General features: G+C 62.4%; 19 protein-coding genes. 11 read left to right on the forward strand and 8 right to left on the reverse strand.

Annotated features, from left to right (window positions below):
* Nucleotides 1-8 precede the first annotated feature (8 nt).
* The 4 genes from H3T88_RS07210 to H3T88_RS07225 form a co-directional block, all read right to left on the reverse strand.
* Nucleotides 9-2339 (reverse strand): YhgE/Pip domain-containing protein, encoded by a 2331-nt coding sequence (locus H3T88_RS07210; RefSeq protein WP_198204109.1) that lies wholly within the window; start codon nt 2337-2339, stop codon nt 9-11.
* Nucleotides 2336-4972: a YhgE/Pip family protein gene (locus tag H3T88_RS07215; protein WP_198204110.1), complete on the reverse strand. Its 2637-nt coding sequence runs from the start codon at nt 4970-4972 to the stop codon at nt 2336-2338. Before H3T88_RS07215 ends, H3T88_RS07210 begins: the two co-directional genes overlap by 4 nt.
* A 277-nt stretch (nt 4973-5249) precedes the next feature.
* The gene (locus tag H3T88_RS07220) at nt 5250-6557 is read right to left on the reverse strand and encodes a chloride channel protein (RefSeq protein WP_198204111.1); all 1308 of its coding nucleotides are present in this window, start codon (nt 6555-6557) and stop codon (nt 5250-5252) included.
* 57 nt (nt 6558-6614) lie between these two features.
* Nucleotides 6615-9023, reverse strand: coding sequence for a S9 family peptidase (locus tag H3T88_RS07225; protein ID WP_198204112.1), 2409 nt, complete (start codon nt 9021-9023; stop codon nt 6615-6617).
* Between the two features lie 340 nt (nt 9024-9363).
* Here H3T88_RS07225 and H3T88_RS07230 point away from each other — a divergent pair, with 340 nt between their 5' ends.
* The 8 genes from H3T88_RS07230 to pknB all read left to right on the forward strand — a co-directional run bounded on the left by H3T88_RS07230 (nt 9364) and on the right by pknB (nt 19412).
* Complete coding sequence (locus H3T88_RS07230) at nt 9364-10248, forward strand: LPXTG cell wall anchor domain-containing protein (protein WP_198204113.1); 885 nt, start codon at nt 9364-9366, stop codon at nt 10246-10248.
* Nucleotides 10249-10446: 198 nt separating this feature from the next.
* Nucleotides 10447-11151, forward strand: coding sequence for an FhaA domain-containing protein (locus H3T88_RS07235; protein WP_015021121.1), 705 nt, complete (start codon nt 10447-10449; stop codon nt 11149-11151).
* 36 nt (nt 11152-11187) lie between these two features.
* Complete coding sequence (locus H3T88_RS07240) at nt 11188-11703, forward strand: FHA domain-containing protein FhaB/FipA (RefSeq protein WP_415873731.1); 516 nt, start codon at nt 11188-11190, stop codon at nt 11701-11703.
* Between the two features lie 6 nt (nt 11704-11709).
* Entirely contained in the window at nt 11710-13284 is a 1575-nt protein-coding gene (locus H3T88_RS07245; protein ID WP_198204115.1) for a BofC C-terminal domain-containing protein, read from the forward strand.
* On the forward strand, nt 13281-14804 hold the full coding sequence (locus tag H3T88_RS07250; RefSeq protein WP_198204116.1) for an FtsW/RodA/SpoVE family cell cycle protein: 1524 nt from the start codon (nt 13281-13283) through the stop codon (nt 14802-14804). Before H3T88_RS07245 ends, H3T88_RS07250 begins: the two co-directional genes overlap by 4 nt.
* The gene (locus H3T88_RS07255; RefSeq protein WP_015021117.1) at nt 14801-16264 is read left to right on the forward strand and encodes a peptidoglycan D,D-transpeptidase FtsI family protein; all 1464 of its coding nucleotides are present in this window, start codon (nt 14801-14803) and stop codon (nt 16262-16264) included. Before H3T88_RS07250 ends, H3T88_RS07255 begins: the two co-directional genes overlap by 4 nt.
* Complete coding sequence (locus tag H3T88_RS07260) at nt 16261-17253, forward strand: serine/threonine-protein kinase (protein WP_015021116.1); 993 nt, start codon at nt 16261-16263, stop codon at nt 17251-17253. Before H3T88_RS07255 ends, H3T88_RS07260 begins: the two co-directional genes overlap by 4 nt.
* Nucleotides 17250-19412: a Stk1 family PASTA domain-containing Ser/Thr kinase gene (pknB, locus tag H3T88_RS07265; protein ID WP_198204117.1), complete on the forward strand. Its 2163-nt coding sequence runs from the start codon at nt 17250-17252 to the stop codon at nt 19410-19412. Before H3T88_RS07260 ends, pknB begins: the two co-directional genes overlap by 4 nt.
* Before the next feature lie 237 nt (nt 19413-19649).
* On the opposite strand, the gene H3T88_RS07270 is transcribed toward pknB, so the two are convergent.
* Together H3T88_RS07270 and H3T88_RS07275 are read right to left on the reverse strand one after the other, a co-directional pair.
* Complete coding sequence (locus H3T88_RS07270) at nt 19650-20765, reverse strand: class E sortase (protein WP_015021114.1); 1116 nt, start codon at nt 20763-20765, stop codon at nt 19650-19652.
* Nucleotides 20766-21518 (reverse strand): DUF881 domain-containing protein, encoded by a 753-nt coding sequence (locus H3T88_RS07275; protein ID WP_015021113.1) that lies wholly within the window; start codon nt 21516-21518, stop codon nt 20766-20768.
* Between the two features lie 90 nt (nt 21519-21608).
* Here H3T88_RS07275 and crgA point away from each other — a divergent pair, with 90 nt between their 5' ends.
* A complete protein-coding gene (gene crgA, locus H3T88_RS07280) occupies nt 21609-22049 on the forward strand; it encodes a cell division protein CrgA (protein WP_110416662.1) in 441 nt (146 codons plus the stop codon).
* A gap of 416 nt (nt 22050-22465) precedes the next feature.
* On the opposite strand, the gene H3T88_RS07285 is transcribed toward crgA, so the two are convergent.
* Nucleotides 22466-23227 (reverse strand): rhomboid family intramembrane serine protease, encoded by a 762-nt coding sequence (locus H3T88_RS07285; protein ID WP_232347245.1) that lies wholly within the window; start codon nt 23225-23227, stop codon nt 22466-22468.
* A 153-nt stretch (nt 23228-23380) separates the two neighbouring features.
* On the opposite strand from H3T88_RS07285, the gene H3T88_RS07290 reads away from it, so the two are divergent.
* On the forward strand, nt 23381-23611 hold the full coding sequence (locus tag H3T88_RS07290; RefSeq protein WP_015021110.1) for a hypothetical protein: 231 nt from the start codon (nt 23381-23383) through the stop codon (nt 23609-23611).
* Between the two features lie 133 nt (nt 23612-23744).
* Nucleotides 23745-24164, forward strand: coding sequence for a sterol carrier family protein (locus H3T88_RS07295; RefSeq protein WP_198204118.1), 420 nt, complete (start codon nt 23745-23747; stop codon nt 24162-24164).
* 27 nt (nt 24165-24191) lie between these two features.
* Here H3T88_RS07295 and H3T88_RS07300 read toward each other — a convergent pair whose 3' ends face one another.
* Complete coding sequence (locus H3T88_RS07300) at nt 24192-24575, reverse strand: DUF3073 domain-containing protein (RefSeq protein WP_198204119.1); 384 nt, start codon at nt 24573-24575, stop codon at nt 24192-24194.
* Nucleotides 24576-24579: the final 4 nt, after the last annotated feature.

The raw sequence follows: 24579 nt of genomic DNA on the forward strand, positions 1-24579 counted from the left end.
ACTCGGCCCTACATGAGCCGGGTGCTCTCGAGGTTTCTGACGATCCAGTCATTGAAGCGGATGACGGGCTTGCGCAGGACCAGCCCCAGCAGCAGCGAAGGCACCAGGAAGAGGGCCAGGATGGCCATCTCCCGCCAGAACTCCATGCCATAGGCTCCGGCAACGGCCGACTGCATGGCTCCGATGGCGTGGACGAAGGGCAGGAAGGGATAGACCCCCTGGAAGAAGCCGGGCAGGGTCTCCATGGGGAAGGTGCCGCCCGAGCCGGCCACCTGCATGACCAGGAGGATGACGGCGATGGCCTTGCCGATGTCACCGAAGGAGACGACGAGGGTATAGATCAGATTCATGAAGACGAAGGAGGCGAAGACCGCAACCAGCACGAACATCAGCGGATGTACGCACTGGACTTTCAGGTAGAAGAGGTCTCCCAGCGCGATCAGGCAGCCCTGGAGGATGGCCATCAGGGCGAAGACCGCGAATCTGCCGAAGTACTCCTGGTAGAGCTGAAGGCCAAAGCGGCGGGCGTTGCCCGGCGACTCCGGGCGGAAGGCTCCCCAGGAGCGGCGGCCGTCGGAGTCCTCATCCAGGTCATCGGCCCTCTTCCAGGCATCCTGCAGGGAGTCCAGGTGCAGGACGAAGGCCTTCTTCTTGTCGGACAGGGCCACCTTCATCATGGCCGCCAGAATGGTGGCACCCACCCAGATGGAGAGGATGGTGTAGAAGGGGGTCATGGCCGACCCGTAGTTCATTACGGGGAAGACCGCATGCCGATGGATGCCGACCGGCGAGGACAGAAGCACAGCCAGGGTTTCGGAATCCCCGCTCAGCAGGTTTTTGACCTCCTGCGTATCTTTGCCCTGCGAAGCCTGGGTCAGGTGTCCTCCCAGGTCGGTCAGCCGCTTGGAGGCCTGATCCAGACGCTGGGAGATTTCACCCAGCTGGTCCTTGGCCTGGTTGATGTCGTTGGTCATGGGTCCCGTCAGCCCGGAGGCGCCCTTGACGGTTCCATCCAGACCCGTCAGCAGCCGGTCGGTCGAGGTGACCACGGTGTCCATGGAGGAAGCCAGGTCGTCCAGGCGTGGCTTCAGGTCATTGCGGTACTGGGTGCGAACCTGGTCGACCGAGGCGCGGGCCTGGGCAATCCTGTTCTTCAGGTCCTGGCGCTGACCGGCCAGCTTGTCCTTGCCCTCACTGGCTGTCTGGGAGGCCTGGCTGATCCGATCGGCCAGGTCGCGCTGGACCGCCTGGGCCGCGCGCATTCCGGCCTGGGCCTGATCGATGGCGGTCAGAAGAGCCTGGCGCTGGTCGGCTGTCAGATTGGCATCGGATTCCACAGTGCTGCGCAGACCCTCCAGGCTGGCGATCATCCCGTCGTAGTCGGCCGCCGAGTCTCTGATCCGTTCGCTCAAATCGTTCAGCTGGCTGCTGACGGCGTCGCTCTGCTGACCCACCTTGTCAAAAGCGTCGTCGATCTTGGAACCGATGGTGTCATAGGCGCCCGAGGCCTGGTCAAGGGCAGCGTCGACCGCCTGGGCCGACCCGGAGAGGGACTTGCCCAGATCCTTGGACCCCTTGGTGCCCTGGTTCAGGGCCTTCTTGGCATCGGCCATGGCGGAATCGGACCGACCCAGAATCCTGCCGGTGGAGTCAATCATCTTTCCGGAGGAGTCCAGAAGGCCCGCATAGGCATTCACCTGGCTGGAGGCGGTGGTCAGCCGCTGTGACATCTGGTCAATGTGGCCTGTCGTCCTGGCCAGATAATCCTGGACCTGGGGGCTCTGGGAGTATGTGAAGACCTGGCTGGCCAGGTCGATTCCCACCTGGCCCACGGTCTTGACGAAGGTCTTGTCAATGGTCGTGGCCACGGTGTCGGCCCCCTGCTCAGTGACATGGGGAGCGATGGCGTTCTTCTTCTCGTTCAGGTAGTACTCAAGGTTGGCGTGCTTCACGTCCTGCGAGAAGAGGGTCATCATGTCCGCGCTGAAATCCTTGGGGATGACGATGGCGGCGTAGTACTCACCTGAGCGCACCCCCTCCAGGGCCTGGTCACGGTTGACGAACCTCCAGTCCAGCTGGTCGTTGGCCCGCAGGGTGCTGGTGACCGTCTCCCCTACGTTGATCCTGACCGGAATCAGGTCGGACTTGTACCCCTTGTCGGTGTTGGCCACGGCCACCTTGATGGCCTTGGTGTTCTTGTAGGGGTCCCAACTGGCGGCGATGTTGAACCAGGCATAGAGGGCCGGGACGATGATCAGACCCATCAGGACAATGATGGCGATGACGTTGCTGGTGGCATCGGCCAGGTCCTTGCGCAGGATCCTCCAGATGTTCCTCATCGGCGATCACCATCCTCGGGAGCGCCCTCCCCATCACGATTCAGGACTGATTCGCGCACGGCCGTGGTCAGCCTGGTCATGGCCGAAGGCCCCTGCCTGCGCGTGCGAATCAGGGTGTGGAAGTCCATGCCGGGACGTTCGGCCAGGCCCAGCTGCTGCACATAGCTGTCACAGATGTATTCGACGATGATCAGGTAGGCATCGATCAGGACGATGGATGCGATGCAGGCGATCAGCATGACGATCTTGGCCTCGGTGCTGAACAGCAGGATGAGGAAGAGGACCGGCAGCAGAACCAGGGCCAGACCAGCCCGGATCAGCGTTGGATAGAGTGCCAGGAAGCGATGCGCCCGCCGCCTTATGACGGCACGGTAGTCTCCCTCGCCCAGGATGGAGCGGGCCAGGCTGCCCAAGCTCAGACGACGGTCGGCGGAATGGTTCTGCTCGGTCAGCATCAGGTCGGTGGCGCCGAGCCGCCGGTCGAAGAGGGCATTCAGGTTGAGCAGGTACCGCCGCACCACCAGTCCGATCAGCAGGGCCGCCGGTAGGTACCAGAAGATGTGGAGCATGTCCTGCCAATAGTGGTTGCCGTACATGCCGCCGATGGTCTCGCGCATGGCATTGATCCCGTAGGTGAAGGGCAGCCAGGGGTTCAGATTACGGAAGAAGTCGGGCATCATCTCAATGGGGTACATGCCCGAGGAGCCGGGTATCTGCAGAATGACCAGGACCACGGCCAGGGCCTTGCCGATGTGCCTGAAGGAGGCGGCCAAGGCGTAGATGATGTTGATGTAGACGAAGGAGGCGAAGACCCCGGCCAGGACGAACAGGGCCGGCTGCTGGCATTGGATGCCCAGCATCAGGTCGCCCACTGTAGCGATCAGCGCCTGGAAGAAGCCGACGAAGACCAGCAGAAGCCAGCGGCCCAGGTAGGCCTGGGTGGCGGTGCACTTGCGGATGCCCTCCTTGTCGACCTCCAGCTTGTAGATGGCTATCAGGATGAACCCGCCCACCCAGAGGGCCAGATTGGTATAGAAGGGTGCCACGGATGACCCGTAGTTGCTGACCGGATAGACCGTGTGCGAGGCCAGCTCCACCGGCGAGGCCATGGCCTTCCCGAAGGATTCCGGACTCAACCCAAGGGTTTGGGACATCCGGTTCCAGGCGGCCGAGGATCCCAGGGCTGCCACATCGGTGCGAACCCCCTCCAGGTCGGACCTGACCGAGACCAGGGAGGCCCTGGTGGTGGTCAGGGTCGACTGGGCCTGACCAATGGTGGAATCCAGCTGATCCAGCAGGGCATCGGTCTGGGCGGCCGTGGTGGCCAGGCTGCTCAGGGCGCCCTGGAGCGAGCCATTGGAGGCATTGAGGTTGTCCAGCCCGGTAAGGAGGTTGGGCATGGTGGTCCCCGTCAGGCTCTGGCTGGCCGCAGTCAGGGCCTTGATGCCTGTGTCGCCGGTGTCAGTCATGGCCGAGCTCAGGTCCGATGCGGCCTGCTTGCCCGAGTCCAGGGCCGTCGAGGAGTTCTTCTTGAAGGCATCCAGGGATGCCTGCTGCTGCTGGTTGGTCTTTTTCAGATCGTTGATCTGCCGCTGGATACTCTGATATGCCGGATCCCCGGGATGCAGCCCGGAATGATCCAGACCAGACTGGAGCCGGTTTACGGCCTTTCCGTTGGCATCGACCAGCTGACCAAGGCCGGAATTGACCCGGTCCACCTTGTCCTGGGTGGCGTTCAGATCGGCGGTGATTCCGCCCGCCACCGTATTCACATCAGTGACCGCACTGGACAGCCGTACCGACCCGTCCGCCAGGGCCTGGTTCAGGGCGGAAGAGAATCGAAGACTGTCGTCGCGGGTCCTGGCCATGTGATCCTGGGCCTTGCTCAAGGTGGTCTGGGTGGCCGATATCTGACTCTGCAGGTCCTTGATGTCGTTTCTGGAGCCGGCCACGGTCTGTCGGGCCTGAGCCATGGTGGAACCAATTCGGTCGAGCTGGCCGTCCGTCCGATCCAGCTGGTCGATGATGTCCCCCAGGTCGCCCACCACCTGGCTGCGGCTCTGCTCAGCCGCGCCCTGGGCATCGCCGGCGGTCTGCAGAACCTTCCCTGCCAGGGCATCGCTGACGGCCGAGACGAAGACGGTGTTGATCTCCTGGTCGATGGTGGATGCGCCGGTGTCGGTAACCTTGGGGGCGATGGCGTTCTTCTTCTCATTGACGTAATAGTTCAGAGCAGGCCTGTTCCCGGTTCCCTCAACGATGCCGACCAGGTCGGCGCTGAAATGTTCGGGGATGACAATGGCCGCATAGCACTGGCCCGAGTGGACCTCGTCAATGGCTCTCTGGTCATCATCCATGAACTTCCAGCCCAGGCTGTTGTTGCCGCGCAGCTCCTGGATGACCGATCTGCCGGCGTTGATCCTGCCGGTTTGCGCGGATTGCGCCCCTCGATCCATGCTGACGACGGCCACAGGGAGGTTCTTGACATTGCTGTAGGGGTCCCAGAGGGCCATGATGTTGAACCAGGCATAGAGGGAGGGCAGCACGGCCACCCCGATGGTCACAACCAAGGCCACGGGATTGCGCAGTATCCGCCAGAGATCTCGCCTGAAGATGGCCAACACGGTCTTCACCGCCAGGCACCTCCTTCTTGTCTGTCCGGGGGATCACGGCACTGGCCTGCTCCGCTCGGATTGGCTGCATCCTCCCGGGACTTACGTCCGGCCTGAGTATAGCCACCCTTCCTTACTGGCCCAGACCGGTCAGCTGACCGTGAATGCCCACTCAAGGCTGGAGGCGGTAGGGCAGACATGTGACCAGTGGTGGTTTCATCGTATATGAGTGAGGACGGAATCCTTCGGCATCACGCAAGGCCGGATCGTCAGGGCAACAAGGGCTTCCGACGACGGTTTATGCTTTAGCCACGAATAGACGCGAGACCGCCATCGACAGGGCCACAGCCAGGCCCATGGGCATGAAGGCCATGACTGGCAGGTGACAGACCTCCATCAACATGGCCATGGCCATGAGCGGGGCCTGCTGGGATGCTGCCAGCAGGGAGGCGGCGCCGATTACAGCGCACTGCCAAACCGGTAGGCCGGGCGCAAGACCTGCCAGCAAGAGACCCAGAACAGCGCCCATGGCGGATCCCAGGGCTATGGACGGCGTCAGGGTGCCACCGAAGGCCCCGGCACGGATGGTAGCTGTGGTCAGCAGAGCCTTGGCCAGCGCAAAGAGGGCCAAGAGGGCAAGTGACTGAGCCAGCTGGAGCCCTGAGAACCCGACAGGCAACCGCTGATCCATGCCCATCTGGGCCAGGGCCCGGCCGTTGCCCATGACCTGGGGGACAGCCAGAGCGACCAGACCGGTCAGTAGGGCAACCCCTGTCAGCTGCCAGATAGCCGCAGGACCATTGGTCCTATGGGCCTCCGCCCAGGAGGTCATCCGCCGGAATCCGACCCCCAGCAGTCCCATGACCGGTCCGATAAAGAGGACCACTGCCATAAGCCATGGCCGGAAGGGCTCGGAGCCGACCTTATAGTATGGAGCAAACCCCTTGATAGAGCCGCCAACCAGGGTAGCCAGGGCTGACATGGCCAGATTGACCGTCACCACTTCGGCATCCACCCGCCGCAGCAACACCTCAATGCCGAAGAAAGCCCCAGTCAGAGGCGCAATGTAAATGCCGGCGAATCCCGCACCAGCTGCAGATGCCACCAGCAACGGACCGTCCTGATCACGCAGCCCCAGCCGTCGACCCATCCTGATCCAGAGACCGCCCAGAAGGGCCCCTGCCTCGCGAGGGGCCACCTCCCTGCCTATGGAACCACCGGCAGCCACAAAGAAAATCTGGGTGAGCACATGAATCACGGTCCGCCCCGGGGGCATGGGCGCACCCTTGACGGCCTGGCCAACCGAGGGAACCAGCCTGGTCCTCGTCCGCAGCCAGGCCCAGACCAGCCCAGCCACCAGTCCGGCAATGGTCACCGAGGCCAGCCTCCTGATCGGCGACACCACCTCAGCCGTGGGAGCCTCTGGAGTCTCAGCGAAACCCAACAGGCCGACCTGGGTCAACTCGAAGAACCTTGCCAGCAGGCCTGAGGAAAGTCCGACCAACAGGCCCAGGCAGAGCACCGAGACCGCCAGACCCCAGCTACGGGGAAGCCGGGATCCGTGATTGGGCCCTGGAGTCTGGTCAGGCTTTCGTTGGATATGCACAACCCCAATCTAGCGGAAGCAACCGCCAGCAGGGCGTCAGCGCAAGCAGCCTTTCTGTCAGTCCGTCTTGTTCTTGAGGGCCTCCCGCAGGAAGTCCCGCTGCAGAATAAGCAGGTTCTCGGCCACGGTCTCGTCGTTGGTCATGTGGGTGATGCCGGTCAGCGGCAGGACCGTATGGGGACGGCCGGCCGCCATCAGAGCACCGGAGAGCCTCAGGGTGTTGGCCACGGAAACGTTATCGTCCGCGAACCCATGGATCAGCATCAGAGGGCGACGCAGCGAGGGGGCATCATCAATGATTCCGTTACGTCGGTAGACGGCCGGGTCCAGACCCAGATAGCGCTCGGTGTAATGGGTGTCGTAAAGAGTCCAGTCCGTGGGCGGGGCTCCTGCACAGGCCGCATGGATCCGGTCGGGAGCCCGCAAAACGGATAGGGCCGACAGGAAGCCGCCATAGGACCAGCCGATCATGGCCACATGCCCCAGGTCGGCCTCGGGAGCAAAGTCCGGCAGGGCCTCCAGAGCCTCAAGCTGGTCATCCAGAGTCACCTGGGCCATGTCCTCGAAGATGGCCCGATCCCAGGCGGGACCACGACCAGGTGTGCCCCGGCCGTCGGCGGTCAGGACCAGGAAGCCCTGATCAGCCCACCACTGGGACTCCCAGTAGTAGGACTGATTGAAGACCACCTGCTGGGCACCTGGCCCGCCGTAAGGCTTGAGCAGGACGGGCAGGCTGTCGGCGCTGGCGTAGGGACTGGATTCGGACGGCCTGACGATGGCTGCGAACAGCTCGTGCTGGCCGATGCGCACGAAGTCCACGTTGGGGGTGAACCCGGGATCGCTGCTGGTGTCGGCCAGGATGGCGCTCATGGCCCCCTGGCTATTGATATGACCGGCATCCACAGCCCGGCGATCAGGACGGTCCTGATGCTCAAGCCGCACAGGTTCGCCGGTCTGTCTAGCGCTGCTGTCGGGGCGGGCTTCGCCCACCAGGCCCAGCCCTTCAGCGCCCAGGCGGTCCAAATCCCCGTCAGCCCCCAGGTAACAGTGGCGCACCTGTCCCTGCGCCGAAGCCATGGTCCGGCCACTGACCACGATGCCATGGCCGGCTCGCGAGGCAGTCCACACTCCGGGCAGACGGTTGAGTACATGAATGGAGCCGTCATAGCTCAGACGCATCAGGTCGAAGCTCCGGGGGTCAGTGGAGACGACCGCCAGCACATCGCGGTCCCCCACAGACAGCACCTGCCGAATCTGGCAGCCAGCCGGGGAGAATACCCTCCCGTCCAAACGTAGCCGCGTGGTGTCGGCTTCTGTATCGATGAAGGCATCCACCAGCCCGCCCTGGGGCTGGTAGGCCGGCAACCCGGGCACCAGGTCGATCCACTGATCGTTGTCATGCGTCTGCAGCACCCTGGTGGCCACCTTGGGCGCCGCCTCGGGATTGAGCAGGGTCATATTCTGCCCTGGCTCCAAGCCCTGACGGGTGTCCGGCACCTGCACATCCAGGATCCTGTCCTCGGTCTGTCGACGGTTCTGAACCAGCAGCAGGGGCCGATGCCCGTCCTGCCAGCGGACCACGGCAAGGTACTCGAAGGCCTGATGATCCCAATCCACCTCGCCCACCCAGGGGTCGGCGTCATCCTGGCCCAGGAGGACCAGGCTCAGCCCGACGCGGGCGTTGGCGGTCAGTGCCTGGGGATACCGCCGGGCACGCGGTCCAACCTGGGGATTGGCCGGATCGCTGATGTACCAGATCGGCTCATCGGAGGAATCGGTGTGCTCGACCAGCAGGGCCCGGGAATCCGGAGACCACCAGAACCCCTGGTAGCGGTCCATCTCCTCGCCGGCCACGAATTCGGCCAGTCCCAGCCGCATCCGATCATCGGTGCCGGGGCGCAGGGACAGGACAGCCCGTTCACGATCCTGCCCGCCACCCTGCCCGATGGTGACCACCATCAGCCGGCCGCCAGTGGTATAGGCCACCATGGTGCCGTCCGGGCTGATGGCGGGATTGAGCACAGCCGAATCGCTGTCTTCCAAGCTCAGAGCACGTGTGGAGGCGGTGAGACCGTCAGGAGCTATCAGCGAGAGCCAGAGCCGGCCGCCCAAGGCAAAGACCACCCGATCCCCTGCAGCATCCACGCTGTAATCGACAATGCCCTCGCCGCCTTCCCGCGAACGCTCCCTGCGAGCCAGCTCGGCGGCCGGCACCTGTTCCTGGTCCGCATCCTCCAGCAGGGCCCTGGGGTCGGCCAGGAGCACCTCATGGTGGCGACCTTCCTGGTCAAAGACGGACAGCCAGAGCCCGGTCACCAGATCTTCGGGTCCGTCGGAGCGCAGGAATACGGCTCGCGAACCGTCCCCCACCGCCAGGGCCGACCGTGGCGCACCCAACGTAAACCGCAGGGTCCGGGCCTTGGCCCGCGGATATGCCTCCATCGCCCGATCCACCTCTTCGGCCATGCTCGCTCCTCGAATATCTCTGACATGATCCCCATGACCATGCGTCTGCCACGATGATAAGCGCCCAGGTGCCAAAGGGGAATTCGAATAGGTCAACTGCGATCTGCCGCTCTGCCTGCAACGGACGTTAATCGTTCTACGTGAGAAACTTTTATCGTCGAATAAGGCATATTCCCGGACTACGACCGGCCGATGACCATTCCCTGCGGTAGGATTGTGGCGTGTTATCGCCAAAGATTGGTCGATGATGCCTGTTTCCCCGGAGTAGGGGTGTCAAGGCAGGACACCTCATGAATGTATCTGGGGAGCAACTGACAACAGAGAAAATAAGAGGTAACCGATGAACATCATGGTTCGTTTCAAACGCGCATGCGCAGTACTCGCTGCCGGCGCCACCCTGGCAGGCGGCTTGGCATTGCTGCCTACCGTGGCCCAGGCTGTCGAGAGCAAGAATGTCCAGACCAAGGCCGCTGGCTACAAAATCACGTTCATTGACCCAAGCGTAGATATGGAACACCCCACCGAGGTGACTAAAACTACCGATGAAAACGGCAAGCTGAGCCCCGACCAAGTCCCAGAAGTTAAGGTGCCGAATTCATTGGTAGACACTATGAAAGGTGACGGCTGGAACTTCGAGTACGGAAGCCCGGAACCGGCAATCGACTTCGATACCTACGTTTTCACCGGAGACACCACACTCTATCCTCGCTACGCCGAGAAAACTCCCACCACCTACAACATTACTTTCATCAGTACGAATCCGGAAAATCCAGAAGATTCCTACTCGCAACTACTTGTAACCAATAGTAAACGCAGGCTTTCTGAAGACCCCAAGATCGTCGACTACGACGGTTATACTTTCGCCGGCTGGTATAACACCAATGGCTGGGGTCCTCTTGTCCCTGGCGCTCCCTACACCTCAGATACTACTTTCATAGCCAAGTATGACAAGGTGACCACTCCCACCCAGCCTGACCAGTCTGGCCAGACCACTCCCAACCAGCCTGACCAGTCTGGTCAGACCGCTCCGGTTGACAACAACACCAAGCAGCCTGCCAAGGACAACAAGGCTCCCGCCAAGGATCCGGCTAAGCAGGACACCAAGAAGAACAACAACACACTGGCCCAGACCGGCGCCGACGCCACGGCTCCTCTGGCCATCGCCGCTGGCCTCTGCCTGGCTGCCGGCATCACCCTGGGTCTGCGTCGCAAGCTGGCTCTGTGAGCCCGCAGGCCTCAGCCTGACCTATGATGATTGAAGCCCAAAGGCCCCTGGTCCATTGCGGCCACGGGGCCTTATCCATATCCGGCAGTCGCGGTCGTTCGAACCTGTTCATTGAAGAAATTGCAAGCATCCGACCGCCCATTACCCCCTTACGGCAGGGTCACGTACTATGAAAGGGTTATATGGAAAGGGATGACTATGAGCGTTCTCGATCGTTTCGAGAAGAGCGTGGAAGGCGCCGTCAACGGTGTCTTCTCGAAGTTCGGCTCCAAGGACCTACAGCCCGTCGACCTGTCGAGCGCCCTCGAGCGTGAGATAGACTCACAGGCCATGCCCGTCGGTCGCGACCGCACCGTGGCGCCCAACGAGTATCGATTCAGACTATCCACACCAGACTTCGACCGCATCGAGCAGTGGGGTTCGGAGGCTCTGGCCAACGAGCTGGCAGACAACCTGACCAAGTACGCCGAAAGCCAGCACTATGCCTTCGTCGGCCCGGTCGTGGTCATCTTCGAGGAGGACCTCAACCTGAACAAGGGCGACTTCCACCTGTCTGCCGAGTCGGTCCAGGGCAACGCGGCACCCGTCACCACACCCGAGGAGTCCAAGGACTGCCCGGTGCTGGAGATCAACGGCCGCCAGTACCTGCTGACCGCCCCCATCACCACCATCGGCCGTGGATCCTCCTGCGACATCGTCATCGACGACGCAGGCATCTCCCGCCGACACCTGCAGATCGAGATCACTGACAAGGGCGTGGTAGCCCGCGATCTGGGATCCACCAACGGCACCTATGTAGAGGGACATCAGGTTCCCGCAGCCACCCTGCTGGACGGCAATACCATCACCATCGGCCGTACCCGCATCCTTTACTGGGCATCGTCGCAGGAACAGGATTCGTAAGCCGCCCAGACCTTGAAGTAAGGTCGAATCATTATGCTGACTGAACTGACATTCGCCATCCTCAAATACGGATTCCTGGCTCTGTTATGGGTATTCGTATGGCTGGCCATCCGTTCACTCCGCAAAGACATCGAAACTTTCAGCCCCAAAACCTCTCATACCCGCCGACGTAGCGAACGCGCAGCCCAGGGCAAGCTGCCGGTGGCCGCCAGATCCGTACCCATCGCCCCGGTCAGCAAGACGGAGCCCGCAAACAACGAGCCTTCCCTGCTGGTGGTCATTGACGGACCTTTGGCCGGCTCCTCCACGCCGCTGTCCGGACGACCCATCACCCTGGGCCGCTCCTCCTCGAACACCCTGGTGCTGGACGATGAGTTCGTCTCCGGCCATCATGCGCGGGTCTACCAGGATCCCGCATCGGGCCGATGGGCCATCGAGGATCTGGGCTCCACCAACGGCACCGTCGTCTCGGGGCAGAAAATCACGGCACCGACAATCCTACCGGCGGAGGTTCCCGTGCGCATCGGAGCCACCACCTTCGAGTTGAGGTAGCCGCCCATGACCAGGAACGATGCGAGTAAAAAGCTGTTCCTCTACTCCACGGCGGTTTCAGACGTGGGGTATGTGCGCAGCAACAACCAGGATTCGGCCTTCGCCGGCGAGCGCCTGGTGGCCATGTGCGACGGCATGGGCGGCCACGCAGGCGGGGATACAGCCTCGACCATAGCCATCCGATCCCTGGCCCACATCGAACGCGACGACCGGGAACAGGACGTGCAATCCCTGGCCCGGATGATGGAGACTTCGGTCATCGCGGCCCATGACGCCATCGTGGGCAAGGCCAAGCGCGAACACCGCCTGTCAGGCATGGGCACCACGGTCACGGCCCTGGCTCTGGCCGACGACTCCTGGGTGCTGGCCCATATCGGGGACTCCCGAGGCTACCTGCTGCGGGAAGGCAAGTTGATCCGGATGACCCAGGACCACTCCTACGTGCAGCACCTGATCGACACCGGCCGCATCTCCCCGGCAGAAGCCCGCAACCACCCTCAGCGCAACGTGGTCATGCGGGTCCTGGGGGACTTCGACATCGACCCCCGTCCGGACATCTCCATCTCCAAGGCCTTGCCCGCAGACCGCTGGATGATCTGCTCGGACGGCCTTTGCGGCGTTCTGGAGGACTCGACCATCGCCGAAGTGCTGTCCTCTGTTTCGGACCAGGCAGAGTGCGCCCAGCAGCTGGTCACTTTCGCCCTGAAGGCCGGCAGCACCGACAACGTGACCGTGGTCATCGCCGATGCCACGCTGGCACTGGACGCCGATGCCTTCGATCTGCCCCATCAGACCCCCTTGGTCGGTGGCGCAGCCAGCTCCAACCTGGAGGCCTTGGCTGACATTCTGGATGAGCCCGTAGCGGCCGCACCGCGCCTGCGCGACGAGTCCCGGGAATCCCCCGCCAAGCGGGCCGCCGACCTGGCCCAGGACCGGGATGCCGGCAAGCAGGAGGACGAGGATGACGATGTCCGCACCGCCCAACCCTCGGCTGCACGTGAAGAGAGCGGCGAACGACGTGTGCCCGACACCAGCGAGATCCCCGTCGTCCACAAGAAGGACGGCTCGGACTCAGCCGACCCCTACGACCCGGACGTGGCCGACGCCATCCACAAGGAGCACCTGGAGCAACGCAAGCGTCAGCGCTCAAGGCACCGGCGGATTCGGCTGATCCTGGCCGGCATCATCACGCTGGTAATCCTTGCCCTGGCCGGAGGCACGGCGGCTGCCTACCGCTGGAGCCAGGAACAGTACTACCTGGGCACGGACCAGGGCCGAGTTGTCATCTACCAGGGCGTGCCCACCAAGGCCTTCGCCCTCTCGCTGTCCCATCCGGTGCAGACCACGGACATCGCCGTCAAGGGTCTGCCCCAGTCCTGGCGTGACCAGCTGGAAGAGGGCATCACCGTCTCCAGCATGGACGACGCCAAGGAGCACGCCCGTCTGATCCGCAAGGAGGCCGGCGACCTCAAACGCGAGCACGCCAAGGAGGCCAAGGACGAGTCCGACCAGACATCGGCTTCTCCCTCAGCCTCGCCCTCACCGTCGGAAACCGATCAGAGCGGGCGGCAGAAGTCATGATTATCACCCGTCTGCGCCGCATAGGCCTTCTGCTCTTCTCCCTGCTGGTGGGGTTCATCTGCTTCTTCCAGATGTTCGCCCGTGTGGCGGGCCACTTCCCCAAGGATTATGCCGCCCTGTTGGCAGTCATAGCCGCCCTCTTCATCGCCCTCTGGGTCCTGCTGGAGATTTTTCAGCCTTACGGCAGCCAGGCCATCCTGCCCAGCATCGTCATCCTGAGTTCCCTGGGCATCACCCTGATCACCCGCATAGATCTGCGCAACGCCCAAATCGGCCAGCCCACACGGGTGGGCTTCACCCAGCTGATCTGGCTGTGTCTGGCCCTGGTCCTGTGCGGACTGCTGGTGGTGCTGCTCCGGGACTACAGGCTGTTGCGCCGCTTCTCCTATGTGAGCATGGTAGTGGGCCTGGTCCTGCTTCTTTCGCCCATGCTGCCCGGCATCGGCCGTGAAATCGGCGGCGCCCGCATCTGGATAGGCGTGGGGTCGCACACCCTGCAACCCGGCGAATTCGCCAAACTCTTCCTGGCTTTCTTCTTCGCCGCCTACCTATTCGACCATCGGGACCAGCTGGCCGTGGGCGGCAAGAAAGTCCTGGGCATGCGGATGCCCCGAATCAAGGACTTTGGCCCCATCATCATCGTCTGGCTTATTTCGCTGGCCGTCCTGGTCATCCAGCATGATCTGGGCACCTCGCTGATGTACTTCGCTATGTTCGTGTCCATGCTCTATGTGGCCACCGGCCGCACCAGCTGGATTGCCATCGGCTCGGTCTTCTTCGTCATCGGGGCTGTGGCGGCATCCATGATCTTCGCCCACGTGGGTGCCCGTGTGGACGCCTGGCTGCACCCCTTCAGCGATGCTGAGTTCAGCAAGGCCTTCGGCGGATCCGGCCAGCTGGTGCGCGGCATCTTCGGCCTGGCCGCCGGCGGGTTGACCGGCACCGGCCTGGGCCAGGGACGCCCCTGGATCACCCCCCTGGCCAACTCCGACTTCATCTATACATCGGTGGGCGAGGAGCTGGGGCTGAGCGGCCTGCTGGTGGTCCTGGCCCTCTACCTGGTCATCGTGGCCTCGGGCATGATCACGGCCATGAAGATCAAGGACGGCTTCGGCAAGCTTCTGGCCTCCGGTCTGGTCTTCACCATGGCCTTCCAGGTCTTCACGGTGGTGGGCGGCATCACCCTGGTCATTCCCCTGACCGGCCTGACCATGCCCTACATGGCGGCGGGTGGCTCCAGCCTGGTGGCCAACTGCATCCTGGCCGTCCTGCTGATCATCATCTCCAACGCGGCCAACAAGCCTGCGCCGGAGGTCAGCTCGGACACCTTCAAGTACGAGGCCTTGGCAGTGTTGCGCCAGCAGGAAACCAGCAAACGCAGCGGAAAGGACGACTCGGACTCCGAAGAGCCCCATGGTTGTCATGCCGGGCCGATCGAGCCAACCGACCAGGATGAGGAGACCGATCTGCCAGCCACCGGTCGCATCCCTGTCCGCCAAGTTCGAGGAGGTGGACAGTGAACAAGGCCCTGCGTCAACTCTTCAACGCCGTCATCGTCCTCTTCGTCATCCTGGGGCTTTCCAGCTCCATCATCATGGTGATCCGGGCGGGCAGCCTTAACTCGGACCCCCGCAATCTGCGCGCCCTCTACCACGAGTATGCGGCGCCCAGGGGGGCCATCCTGACATCGGACGGTGCCGTCATGGCCCAGTCCGACCCCATCAACGACTCCTTCCAGTACCAGCGGCACTACCACAAGGGGCCCGTCTACGCACCCATCACCGGCTATTACTCCATCACCAGCCCGGCAGACCGGGGAATCGAAGCTTCGCGCGACCGCCTGCTGAGCGGCCAATCGGACAGTCTTTGGATGGACCGGCTCAAGTCCCTCTTCACCGGCACACAGAACAAGGGCGCATCCATCGAGACCTCCATCAATCCCCAGATGCAGGAGGCCGCCTACGCCATGCTGGGCAACCTGTCCGGTTCGGTGGTGGCCATCGAGCCCTCCACAGGCCGCATCCTGACCATGGTCAGCACACCGAGCTACAACCCCGAAGACCTGACCGCCCACGACAGCGGCGATGCCTCCCAGGCCTACCAGAAGCTGGCCTCCCGTTCCGACAACCCCATGCTCAACCGGGCCACCTCGCAACTGTATCCGCCCGGGTCCACCTTCAAGGTGGTTGTGGCCGCCGCCGCCCTGGAGTCCGGCCAGTATCACCCCGATAGCCAACTGCCGGCCGGGGCCTCATACACATTGCCCGGCACCAACTACAATCTGACCAACACCACTACAGCGGCCGGCGGGGTCAACGGGAAGATCAGCCTGGAGAATGCCCTGGCCTACTCATCCAACACGGCCTTCTCCCAGCTAGGGGTCACTCTGGGCGGCAAGACGCTGGCAGCGCAGGCCCGCAAGTTCGGCTACGGCTCCACCATCACCCTGGACGGGACCACCTCCACAGGACGGCCCATGAAGGCCGTGGCCTCCAAATTCCCCGAGGACCAGTCCCAGGACCGGATCGCCCTAGCTTCCATCGGCCAGGGGGACACCCTATCCACCCCACTCCAGGCTGCCATGACGGTCGCCGCCGTGGCCAACGGCGGCAAGCTCATGCAACCGACCCTGGTGGACCGGGTGCGCTCCAGTGACCTCAGCGTCATCAGTGAGACAACGCCCTCGGTCTACTCACAGGCCTTCTCATCGGACACCGCCAAGGCCCTGACCACCATGATGGAGGCAGTAACCACCAAGAGCTACCCGGAGCTTGAGATTCCAGGAGTGCAGGTGGCCTCCAAGTCCGGCACAGCCCAGATCGGCACGGGCAATACGGCAAATGACGGGTGGATGGTAGGATTCGCTCCGGCCGACAAACCCAAGGTAGCCGTAGCCGTCGTGGTGCATGGAATCTCCTCCTATGGCATAGACATTGCCGGGCCAATCATGAAACGCATCATGCAGGAGGCTGCCAAGTGAAACTGGTACAAGGACAGCTCATCCATAGACGGTACCGTCTGGACCGTCGCCTGGCCCAAGGGGGCATGGGCGAAGTCTGGAAGGGCTATGACATCGAACTGGGACGAGTTGTGGCCATCAAGGCCCTGCGCGAGGATCTGACCAACGAGGAGTCCAAGCTGCTGCGGCTGCGGGCCGAGGCGCACAATTCCGCCAACCTGGCCCACCCCAACATCGCCGCCCTCTTCGAGTACTACGAGCACGACGGCATCGGCTTCCTGATCATGGAGTACGTTCCCAGCCAATCCCTGGCAGACATCTACAGGGAACGGGGTGCCCTGGATCCCATCGAGCTGCTGCCCATCCTGATACAGACGGCCCGAGGGCTCTACGTGGCCCACTCCCACGGGGTCATCCACCGGGACGTCAAGCCGGCCAACATCATGGTCTCCGACACCGGCGAGGTCAAGATCACCGATTTCGGCGTCTCCTACTCCACCAACCAGGGGCAGATCACCCAGGACGGCATGGTGGTAGGCACGGCCCAGTACATCTCGCCCGAGCAGGCCCAGGGTCTCCAGGCCACGCCCCAGTCCGACATCTACTCCCTGGGCGTGGTGGCCTACGAGGGGCTCTGCGGGCACCGGCCCTTCACCGGCGCCACCCCGGTGGACATCGCCGCAGCACACGTCAATGACCCTGTGCCACCGCTGCCCGACTCGGTGGACAACCAACTCATGAACTTCGTCATGTCCATGCTGGCCAAGGACCCGCGAGACCGCCCGGCGAATGCCCTGGTAGTCTCGCACACCCTGGCCAGGATCGAACAGCGGCTGCTGGACCAGCAGCTGGGCGAGACGGAGGTCATCGACCCGCGCGCACCCATGCCTCGACGCATTATGAGCAGGCCACACGCGGCAAAAGACATCTTCAGGCCCTTCTGGGGGCACTATGGAGGAGGAAGCGCACAGCGCGGCCTTGAAGCGACGAACGGAGGGGATACCCTATGAGCATCACACTGCCGCCATCCCTAGCGGACGGACGCTACCGTCTGGGACAGCTGATCGGACGCGGTGGCATGGCCGAGGTCCACAAGGCTGTGGACACGCGTCTTGGAAGGACGGTCGCGGTCAAGATCATGCGTTCCGATCTGGCCAACGACGAGGTCTTCCTATCGCGGTTCCGGCGGGAGGCTCACTCGGTCGCCCTGCTCAACAACCCCAACATCGTCTCCATCTATGACTCGGGCGAGGAGATACTGACCGACGACCAGGGCAACCATGAGCGGGTGCCCTACCTGGTCATGGAGTACGTCAAGGGACAGACCCTGAGGTCCATCCTCAAGGAGAACGGTGCTCTGAGCCAGCGCGACAGCGAGCAGGTCATGCTGGGCATGCTGAGCGCTCTGGACTACTCCCACCACATGGGCGTCATCCACCGGGACATCAAGCCCGGCAACATCATGATCTCGGAGCAGGGCATCGTCAAGGTCATGGACTTCGGCATCGCCAGGGCCATGGACGATTCGGCCGCCACGATGACCCAGTCCCAGGGTGTGGTGGGCACGGCCCAGTACCTGAGCCCTGAACAGGCCCGCGGCGAGAGCGTGGACATGCGCTCCGACCTCTATTCGGCCGGCTGCGTCCTCTACGAGATGCTGACCGGGCGGCCGCCCTTCAACGGGGATTCGGCCGTGGCCATCGCCTACCAGCACGTCACCGAGGTGGCCACCCCACCCAGCACCATCGTGCCCGGCCTGCCGAAGATGTGGGATTCCATCTGCGCCAAGGCCATGGCCAAGGACCGCCAGAACCGGTACGCCACGGCCGCCGCCTTCAAGAGTGACATCCTGGCCTTCATGAACGGCGGAACCCCGGTAGCTGCCGCCTTCAACCCGCTGACCGACCTGGCCAACGTCAAGGCCCGCAAGGATGCCGAGCAGGGCACCGAAACGGCAACCCTGCCGCTGACCGAAGAGGAGACGGCCGCCACCCAGGCCTTCAACCCTGTTCAGGACCCGCTCAATCCGGCCGCCGCCACCGATCTAGCCACGGCTGAGCGCACGGCCACCAGGGCGGCCCAGAAGAAGTCCAAACGGCGCAAGCAGATCATCATCGGCGCCATCGTGACGGCTTTGGTCCTATTGCTTGCTGGATTGGGCGCGTGGAACGTCCTAAGCCGAAACCGTCATCCGATGGCCGAGGTACCCACCATCAACGCGCAGATGTCGCGGATCCTCGCCCGTGAGAAGGTCACCGCCGCAGGCTTCCAATACCAGGAGAAGGAAGACAACGACTCGGCCGAGCCCAAGGGGACCTTCACCAAGCAGAGCCCCAAGGGCGGAAGCATGGCTCCCAAGGGCTCCACAGTGACCGTCTGGTTCTCCTCCGGGCCCAAGGACTCGGCCATCCCCGATGTCAAGGGCAAGACCCAGCAGGAGGCCCGCAGAGCCCTGGAGAAGGCCGGATTCAAGGTCTCTCCCGCTGCATCAGTGGAAGATAGCCAGGATGTACCCAAGGACCATGTGACCCGCACGGATCCCGCTGCAGGCCAAAGCGTGGCCAAGGGGACCAGCATCCTGATCTACATCTCCTCGGGTATGACCAAGGTGCCCGATCTGTCTGGCAAGACCAAGGACGACGCGACCAAGATTCTGCAGAACCTGCACTTCAACATCACCATCCGCGAGCAGGCCTCCAACACAGTGGCCAAGGATATGGTAATCAGCACCGATCCGGCTGCCGGGTCCTCCATCCAGCAGGGAGCCATGATCACGGTCACCGTCAGCAACGGCATGCAGCTGAGCAACTACATCGGCATGACCCTGGGCGAGGCCAAACGCAACCTGGGCCAGGGGGTCAACATCACGGTCAACGGCCCCAATAACGACAACGCCGAGGTAACCGGCCAGGATCCCACCTCAGGTTCCTCCTTCGACAAGTCCAAGGACACCATCACCCTGACCACGGCCATCCGCATCCCGCCCTTCTCCCAGGGCGAGACCTTGGGCAGCTACCGGCAGAAGCTGACCAACAGCGGTGTCAGCGCCGACAGGGTGACCTCCATCGGCAAGGACACGGACAAGGTGACCGCGGTCAGTCCTGGGGCCGGCAGCAGGGTGGACGACAGCACCCCCATCACGGTGACCACCGTAAGCTCCAGCAACTGACCCCATGGCTCGGCGGCCAAAGTCTTGCCGCCGAGCCATATCGTTGGTCATATAGGACCGGTCAGAGTTAATACGGGGTGAACATAGCGGCATCTACCAGACCATGACCGCAGAAGAGTCTTGGGTAAACCTCGGGCAATTGCTTCTGGCGGTCAGCAATGCATGACACCAATAAGCGGCGGGGCCGCAGAATCGCATTGGATTCCGCGGTCCCGCCGCTTTTCCATGCCGCCTAGGTCAGAAGGTGGAGTAGTTGGACATCTGTCTGAGCATGGGCACGTTACTGGCCAGCCATGGGAAGCCCCATTCCATCAGGGCACAGGCCAGAGCCAACAGGAGCAGAATCAGCAGAAGCCAGCGGATCGGCGCTATACCGGACTGGTGCCGCAGCAGCCAGCCATAGAGGCTGATCATGGGCTGGGGCTTCTCGCCCTTGCGAATCTGCCGCAGCAAGGGATAACGCCAGGCAGCCAGGGCCGCCAGGTAGATGATCAGATAGGCTGCTACCAAAACCATGAAGATCGGCTGCAGAGAACCCAGCTTGGCCACGACGGAGCCCTTGTCGTCCGCAAAGGCCACTTTGCCGCCTCGGTCACCCAAAAGCTCCTTGGGCACTCCGTCGGACACCTTGGCCCAGTAGCCGAATTCGCCCCAGCTTATCCAGCGGTGGGTGGCCGTGGTGTACTTGGGCTCACAGGTGGTCAGCGTGATCATGGGCCGATCAGGAGACTCGTTGGGCGAATAAGGGTTGGGAGCGATAACGCTGACCTCGTCGGCAGCGACGATCTTGTAGCGGGTGTAGTGGTAGACGTACCAGTAATCCTTGGTGCGCAAAACGATGGCATCGCCTACCCGTAGCTCATCCACATGACCCAGCGGCTCACCATAACCGGCACGGTGTCCGGCCAGGGCTACGTTGCCTATCTCGCCCGGCATCTGCGTATTGGGGTAGTGTCCCAGTCCCGCGTAAGCCAGCTCCCGGGGCGATGTGCCCTGAACTACGTTGCGCTCCCAATTCTGTCCAAAACGAGGAATGTAGGCCTGGGCCATCAGTTCACCCTCGGAGGCCTGCTTGGGCTGCACAGGCGGCGCCCCTTTCTGAGGCTTGGCTACCTTGCGGGAGTCACCGGATCCCGGATTGCTCCAGGAGGTCGAGGCACGGGCCTCCAACTGCTGATGCTCGGACTGCACGCCGGTCCACCAGAGCTGCCAGACCACGTAAAGTGCGCAGACGACGGCCAGCGTAATCAGCAGCTCCCCTACGATTTCTGCAATGCCGACCAGCCAGGTTCGCCGCTTATCCGCCGGTTCATCGACCGACGTCTTTTCGTTTCCCGAGTCCTCTGTCGTCATTTACCGTGCCTTCTCATCTAGCGATGCGTACTGGAGTGGCTGCAGGACAGCCGTCGTCTCAGGGAATCTCAGATTGTCCGAAGACTCGACATCCCAACCCAGACCCACCGTATTCACGTACTCCTTGTAAATTCGGATGGATGGCGAAGCATTCAGGGACTTGGTCATCCGATCGACTGGTCCTATGGCTGAAATCTTATATGGCGGCGAGTACTTTCGGCCGTGCAGCAGCAACACATTACCCACGCATCGCACAGCCGTGGTGGGCAGAACCCGCTGATCCTGAATCCTCATGGACTCGGCTCCCCCGGCCCAGAGCGCGTTGACCACGCTCTCCACGTCCTGCTGGTGGATGACGTAATCGTTGATGTTGGCCGTCGACCCGTCGGAACCAACCTTCTGTTGCCAAAGCGGGGAATCATTGAGGGTCACCGTCAGCCCCGGCCCCTGGACGGCCTTGAGCACCGTACCAGAGCCGGGGTCCTCGCGGGCCTGGTCCGAGCTGCCCTTGTCGTCGGTCAGGGTCTTCAGCGCGTTGATCTGCGAGCTCATATCATTGATGTCCTTGCGCAGCTCAGCAGCCTTGTTCTCGCGCTCCTCCACCAGCCCGGCCGTATCCGAGGTGACCGTGACCGTCCTGTTGACGCGGATGTTGGTGGTCAACATGAACCCGACCAGGGCCAGCACCACAGCCACGGCCACTGTGCCGACCAGGGACCTGCGCGCACCGTGCCGTCCTGTCCGTCTGGTCATAGGCATACCCTCATCCTCGTCTGCGATAGTATTACGTTCGAGTCTAACCGCTACTATGGCTTAGTAGATCTACTGAAGGAGAATAACCTCATGGCAGAGCATCAACTCCATGATGACGAGGACGATGCGGTGGACGAGGCCAAGAAGACCGAGGCCGAGGACAAGACCGCTGACACTGGCGAGGATGCCGAGGACGAGGAGTACGGCCTGTCCATGGACAAGGTGGAGGCCGTGCTCAACCAGAGCGTTGACAAAAAGCACATGACTCCGCAGATGCGCCGCATCGTGCAGCGTCAGGAGGAGAACACCCGTCGCGTGGAGGACACCATCAAGAGCACCAAGGCCAATCCGCGCTGGTTCGTGCCCCTCTTCGTCACGCTGATGGTGGTGGGCCTGATCTGGATCGTGGTCTACTACATCTCCTCTGTCAGAGGCAGCGTCTTCCCCATCCCCGGCATTGGCAACTGGAACCTTGCCGTGGGCTTTGGCATTCTGCTGGTCGGCTTCCTCATGACCATGTGGTGGCACTGATCCAACAGCATTACTCTTCAGGAACCCCGCAACCGTCCAGGCATGGCTGTGGGGTTCTTTGTATGCCCATCCACACCTGAGCGTCAGGCATGTGTGGATTCAAGCCTCCAGCTCCACCTATTTCATCCACCGATTCGAAACTCAATCTAAAGTTATCCACAATCGCCCGAATTCCTCGTGGACGGCTTAAGGCACTCGTCCACAACCCTACTGCTGATTGAGTTCTGCATTCACTTATCCACTTTTTACAGGCATATATACACCAGTTCTGAATACTTATTCCCAGGTTATCCACAAGATTGTCAACAAATGTGGATAGATGACATCCATGTCATTTATCAATTACCGGACCCAAAACGAGGACGAAATAGTTGGCAGTCAGCGGCAGGCAATCGACAGCGGGCAGATGCTGATTTTCAGCGCAAGGGGTTGAACATGTTGCAGCCCAGAGCCAGCAGAACCAGAGCCAGCAGGAAGATCAGCGTGGGCAACAGCCAGGAGAGCAGACCATGCACCCGGGAGCCAGGCCGGCCCACGTGCAGCAGGACCAGCATGAAGAGGCCGCCGACTATGAACCCGCCCACATGATCCTGCCAGGCGATGCCGGGCACGAACAGGGGCATGCAGAAGTTGATGGCCATCCAGACCACCATGGAAATGATGTCAATCCCCAGACGGCGGTAGACCACCAGAATGGCGGCGAAGAGCCCGAAGAGCGCGCCCGAAGCCCCGATGGCCGACGTGCCCCAGCCGTTGGGCGCCAGGACCGCATAGACCATCAGCCCCAGGTCTCCGCCCAGCCCGCTGATTATGTAGAGGGCCAGGAACCGCCTATGCCCTATCAGATTTTCCAGCACCGGCCCCACAACCCAGAGGGTGATCATGTTGAAGAGGATGTGCGAAACATTGGTGGCATGCAGAAATATGTTGGTCACAAACATCCAGGGCTCATGAATGGCTGCAATCGGCACGAAGGCCCAGTAGCCCAGCAAAAGACGCTGGTACCGAAGCGGAGCCAGCAGATACAGGGCCATCTGGATGACCCAGGCGACTATGCAGATCAGGGTGATGGCTATGGTCACCACCGGAGCATGGTCACCCCAGTACCGCCGGATCCATCCCCGCGGCCCCCGACCGTTCCCTCCGCCAGTGAAACTGGTGCCCATGCCATTGACCATGAACCATACCTTACCTGACCGTCCAGCCCGGGTGTGCGGTTTCCGTGCCGCAATGGCACCGATGCGCCCCACAGTTCGCCGCTTTCTACTAGGATGTTGACTAGGTCGGTCGAAGTGGGCAGGACCGACGAAAGTCGTCGAAAGGAGCCAAACATGGAGAATTCATCTTCAAACGGCTGGAAGTTCTTTGCACTGCTCTTCGGCACGCTGCTGGCCGGCGTTGTCGCTCTGTTCGTATACAAGCAGCAGAACCCGGATTACGATCCCTGGGAGGAGCCTTGGGAGAACAGCTCATCGCCAGTCGACCTGGGCCTGGCCAAGGATGAGGAGGACAAGGGGTCCGAGGATCCCGAGACCCCTCTGCAAGCGGGCGCACAGGCCTGACTGTTCCGGTCGGGAAGGAATCCGACCCAGCGTCAAGGACGTGAGGGCAACGGATTCCTTTTTTCATGCCTGACTTCGGCCTGACCACAGTCTGTTGGACACGCCTGTTGGGGCGGCGCGTCACAATGGAGCCATGAGTGCCATACGGGAAGCAGACATGGAAGAGGGCCGCCGGGATTTTCTGACCTGGCGCGATGCAGCCAAGGAGGCCGCAAATAATCTGGGCCCGGAGGGCGACCGCCTGTCAGTGGCCCCACAAACGGATAGGCGTAGCAAGGCCATGGCGGTCCGCTATTCCTTGCACATGCTGGAGATCAAGGCCCCCGGCCCCGGTGTGGAGGTCAGGGTGGCCCCCTGGGGAGCCGTCAAGATTCTGGACGGTCCGGCATCCGACCCGCATAACCTGACCCCGCCCGACGTAATCGAGCTGGACCCGGATGTCTGGCTGCGGCTGGCCGCCGGCATCACCGACTGGAGCGAAGAAGCCGCCGCCGGGCATATCAGCGCCGTGGGCGAACGCGACGATCTGCACGAGCTGCTGCCGCTGGTATGACCAATAGCCGGCTACCTCGGCGGTCGGCTACCTGCTCGCCGACCCCTTGGCTGCGGTCTTCTGGTCCTTATGGTGTTTGAGCGCGCTGGGCACGGGAATGGGTATACGCTTGTGCGGCTTGGGCGTGGCTGGCATCTCCCCAGAGGTGGCTTTGGCAGCAGCCTCGGCGGCCCACCGGGCGTAATCGTCCAGATCATCGTCCGGGGAATCCTCGGGAGCCTGGCCCCCCGATTTGCGCGAATCCGGCTTGGAGTACTCCTCTTCAACCATTTTGAAGGGATCTTTGCCCTTGGTTCCGGGTTCCTTGCTGCTGAGCTCTTTGGCCAGCTCGTCGTAATCCGTGTCCGTTGTCAGATATTTGAGCTTCCGGGCTATTTTCGTCTGCTTAGCCTTCTGACGTCCGCGGCCCATCCGA

The organism is Bifidobacterium sp. W8110, from assembly GCF_016101375.1.
In the GTDB taxonomy this organism is placed as follows: domain Bacteria; phylum Actinomycetota; class Actinomycetes; order Actinomycetales; family Bifidobacteriaceae; genus Bombiscardovia; species Bombiscardovia asteroides.

Excerpts from the sequence above, each read along its gene's own strand:
- H3T88_RS07245 (WP_198204115.1), top strand. The coding sequence starts at position 11,710 with ATGACCAGGAACGATGCGAGTAAAAAGCTGTTCCTCTACTCCACGGCG.
- H3T88_RS07290 (WP_015021110.1), top strand. The coding sequence starts at position 23,381 with ATGGAGAATTCATCTTCAAACGGCTGGAAGTTCTTTGCACTGCTCTTC.
- H3T88_RS07270 (WP_015021114.1), bottom strand. The coding sequence starts at position 20,765 with ATGACGACAGAGGACTCGGGAAACGAAAAGACGTCGGTCGATGAACCG.
- H3T88_RS07275 (WP_015021113.1), bottom strand. The coding sequence starts at position 21,518 with ATGACCAGACGGACAGGACGGCACGGTGCGCGCAGGTCCCTGGTCGGC.
- pknB (WP_198204117.1), top strand. The coding sequence starts at position 17,250 with ATGAGCATCACACTGCCGCCATCCCTAGCGGACGGACGCTACCGTCTG.
- H3T88_RS07250 (WP_198204116.1), top strand. The coding sequence starts at position 13,281 with ATGATTATCACCCGTCTGCGCCGCATAGGCCTTCTGCTCTTCTCCCTG.
- H3T88_RS07285 (WP_232347245.1), bottom strand. The coding sequence starts at position 23,227 with ATGGTCAATGGCATGGGCACCAGTTTCACTGGCGGAGGGAACGGTCGG.
- crgA (WP_110416662.1), top strand. The coding sequence starts at position 21,609 with ATGGCAGAGCATCAACTCCATGATGACGAGGACGATGCGGTGGACGAG.
- H3T88_RS07230 (WP_198204113.1), top strand. The coding sequence starts at position 9,364 with ATGAACATCATGGTTCGTTTCAAACGCGCATGCGCAGTACTCGCTGCC.
- H3T88_RS07295 (WP_198204118.1), top strand. The coding sequence starts at position 23,745 with ATGAGTGCCATACGGGAAGCAGACATGGAAGAGGGCCGCCGGGATTTT.
- H3T88_RS07235 (WP_015021121.1), top strand. The coding sequence starts at position 10,447 with ATGAGCGTTCTCGATCGTTTCGAGAAGAGCGTGGAAGGCGCCGTCAAC.
- H3T88_RS07225 (WP_198204112.1), bottom strand. The coding sequence starts at position 9,023 with ATGGCCGAAGAGGTGGATCGGGCGATGGAGGCATATCCGCGGGCCAAG.
- H3T88_RS07210 (WP_198204109.1), bottom strand. The coding sequence starts at position 2,339 with ATGAGGAACATCTGGAGGATCCTGCGCAAGGACCTGGCCGATGCCACC.
- H3T88_RS07300 (WP_198204119.1), bottom strand. The coding sequence starts at position 24,575 with ATGGGCCGCGGACGTCAGAAGGCTAAGCAGACGAAAATAGCCCGGAAG.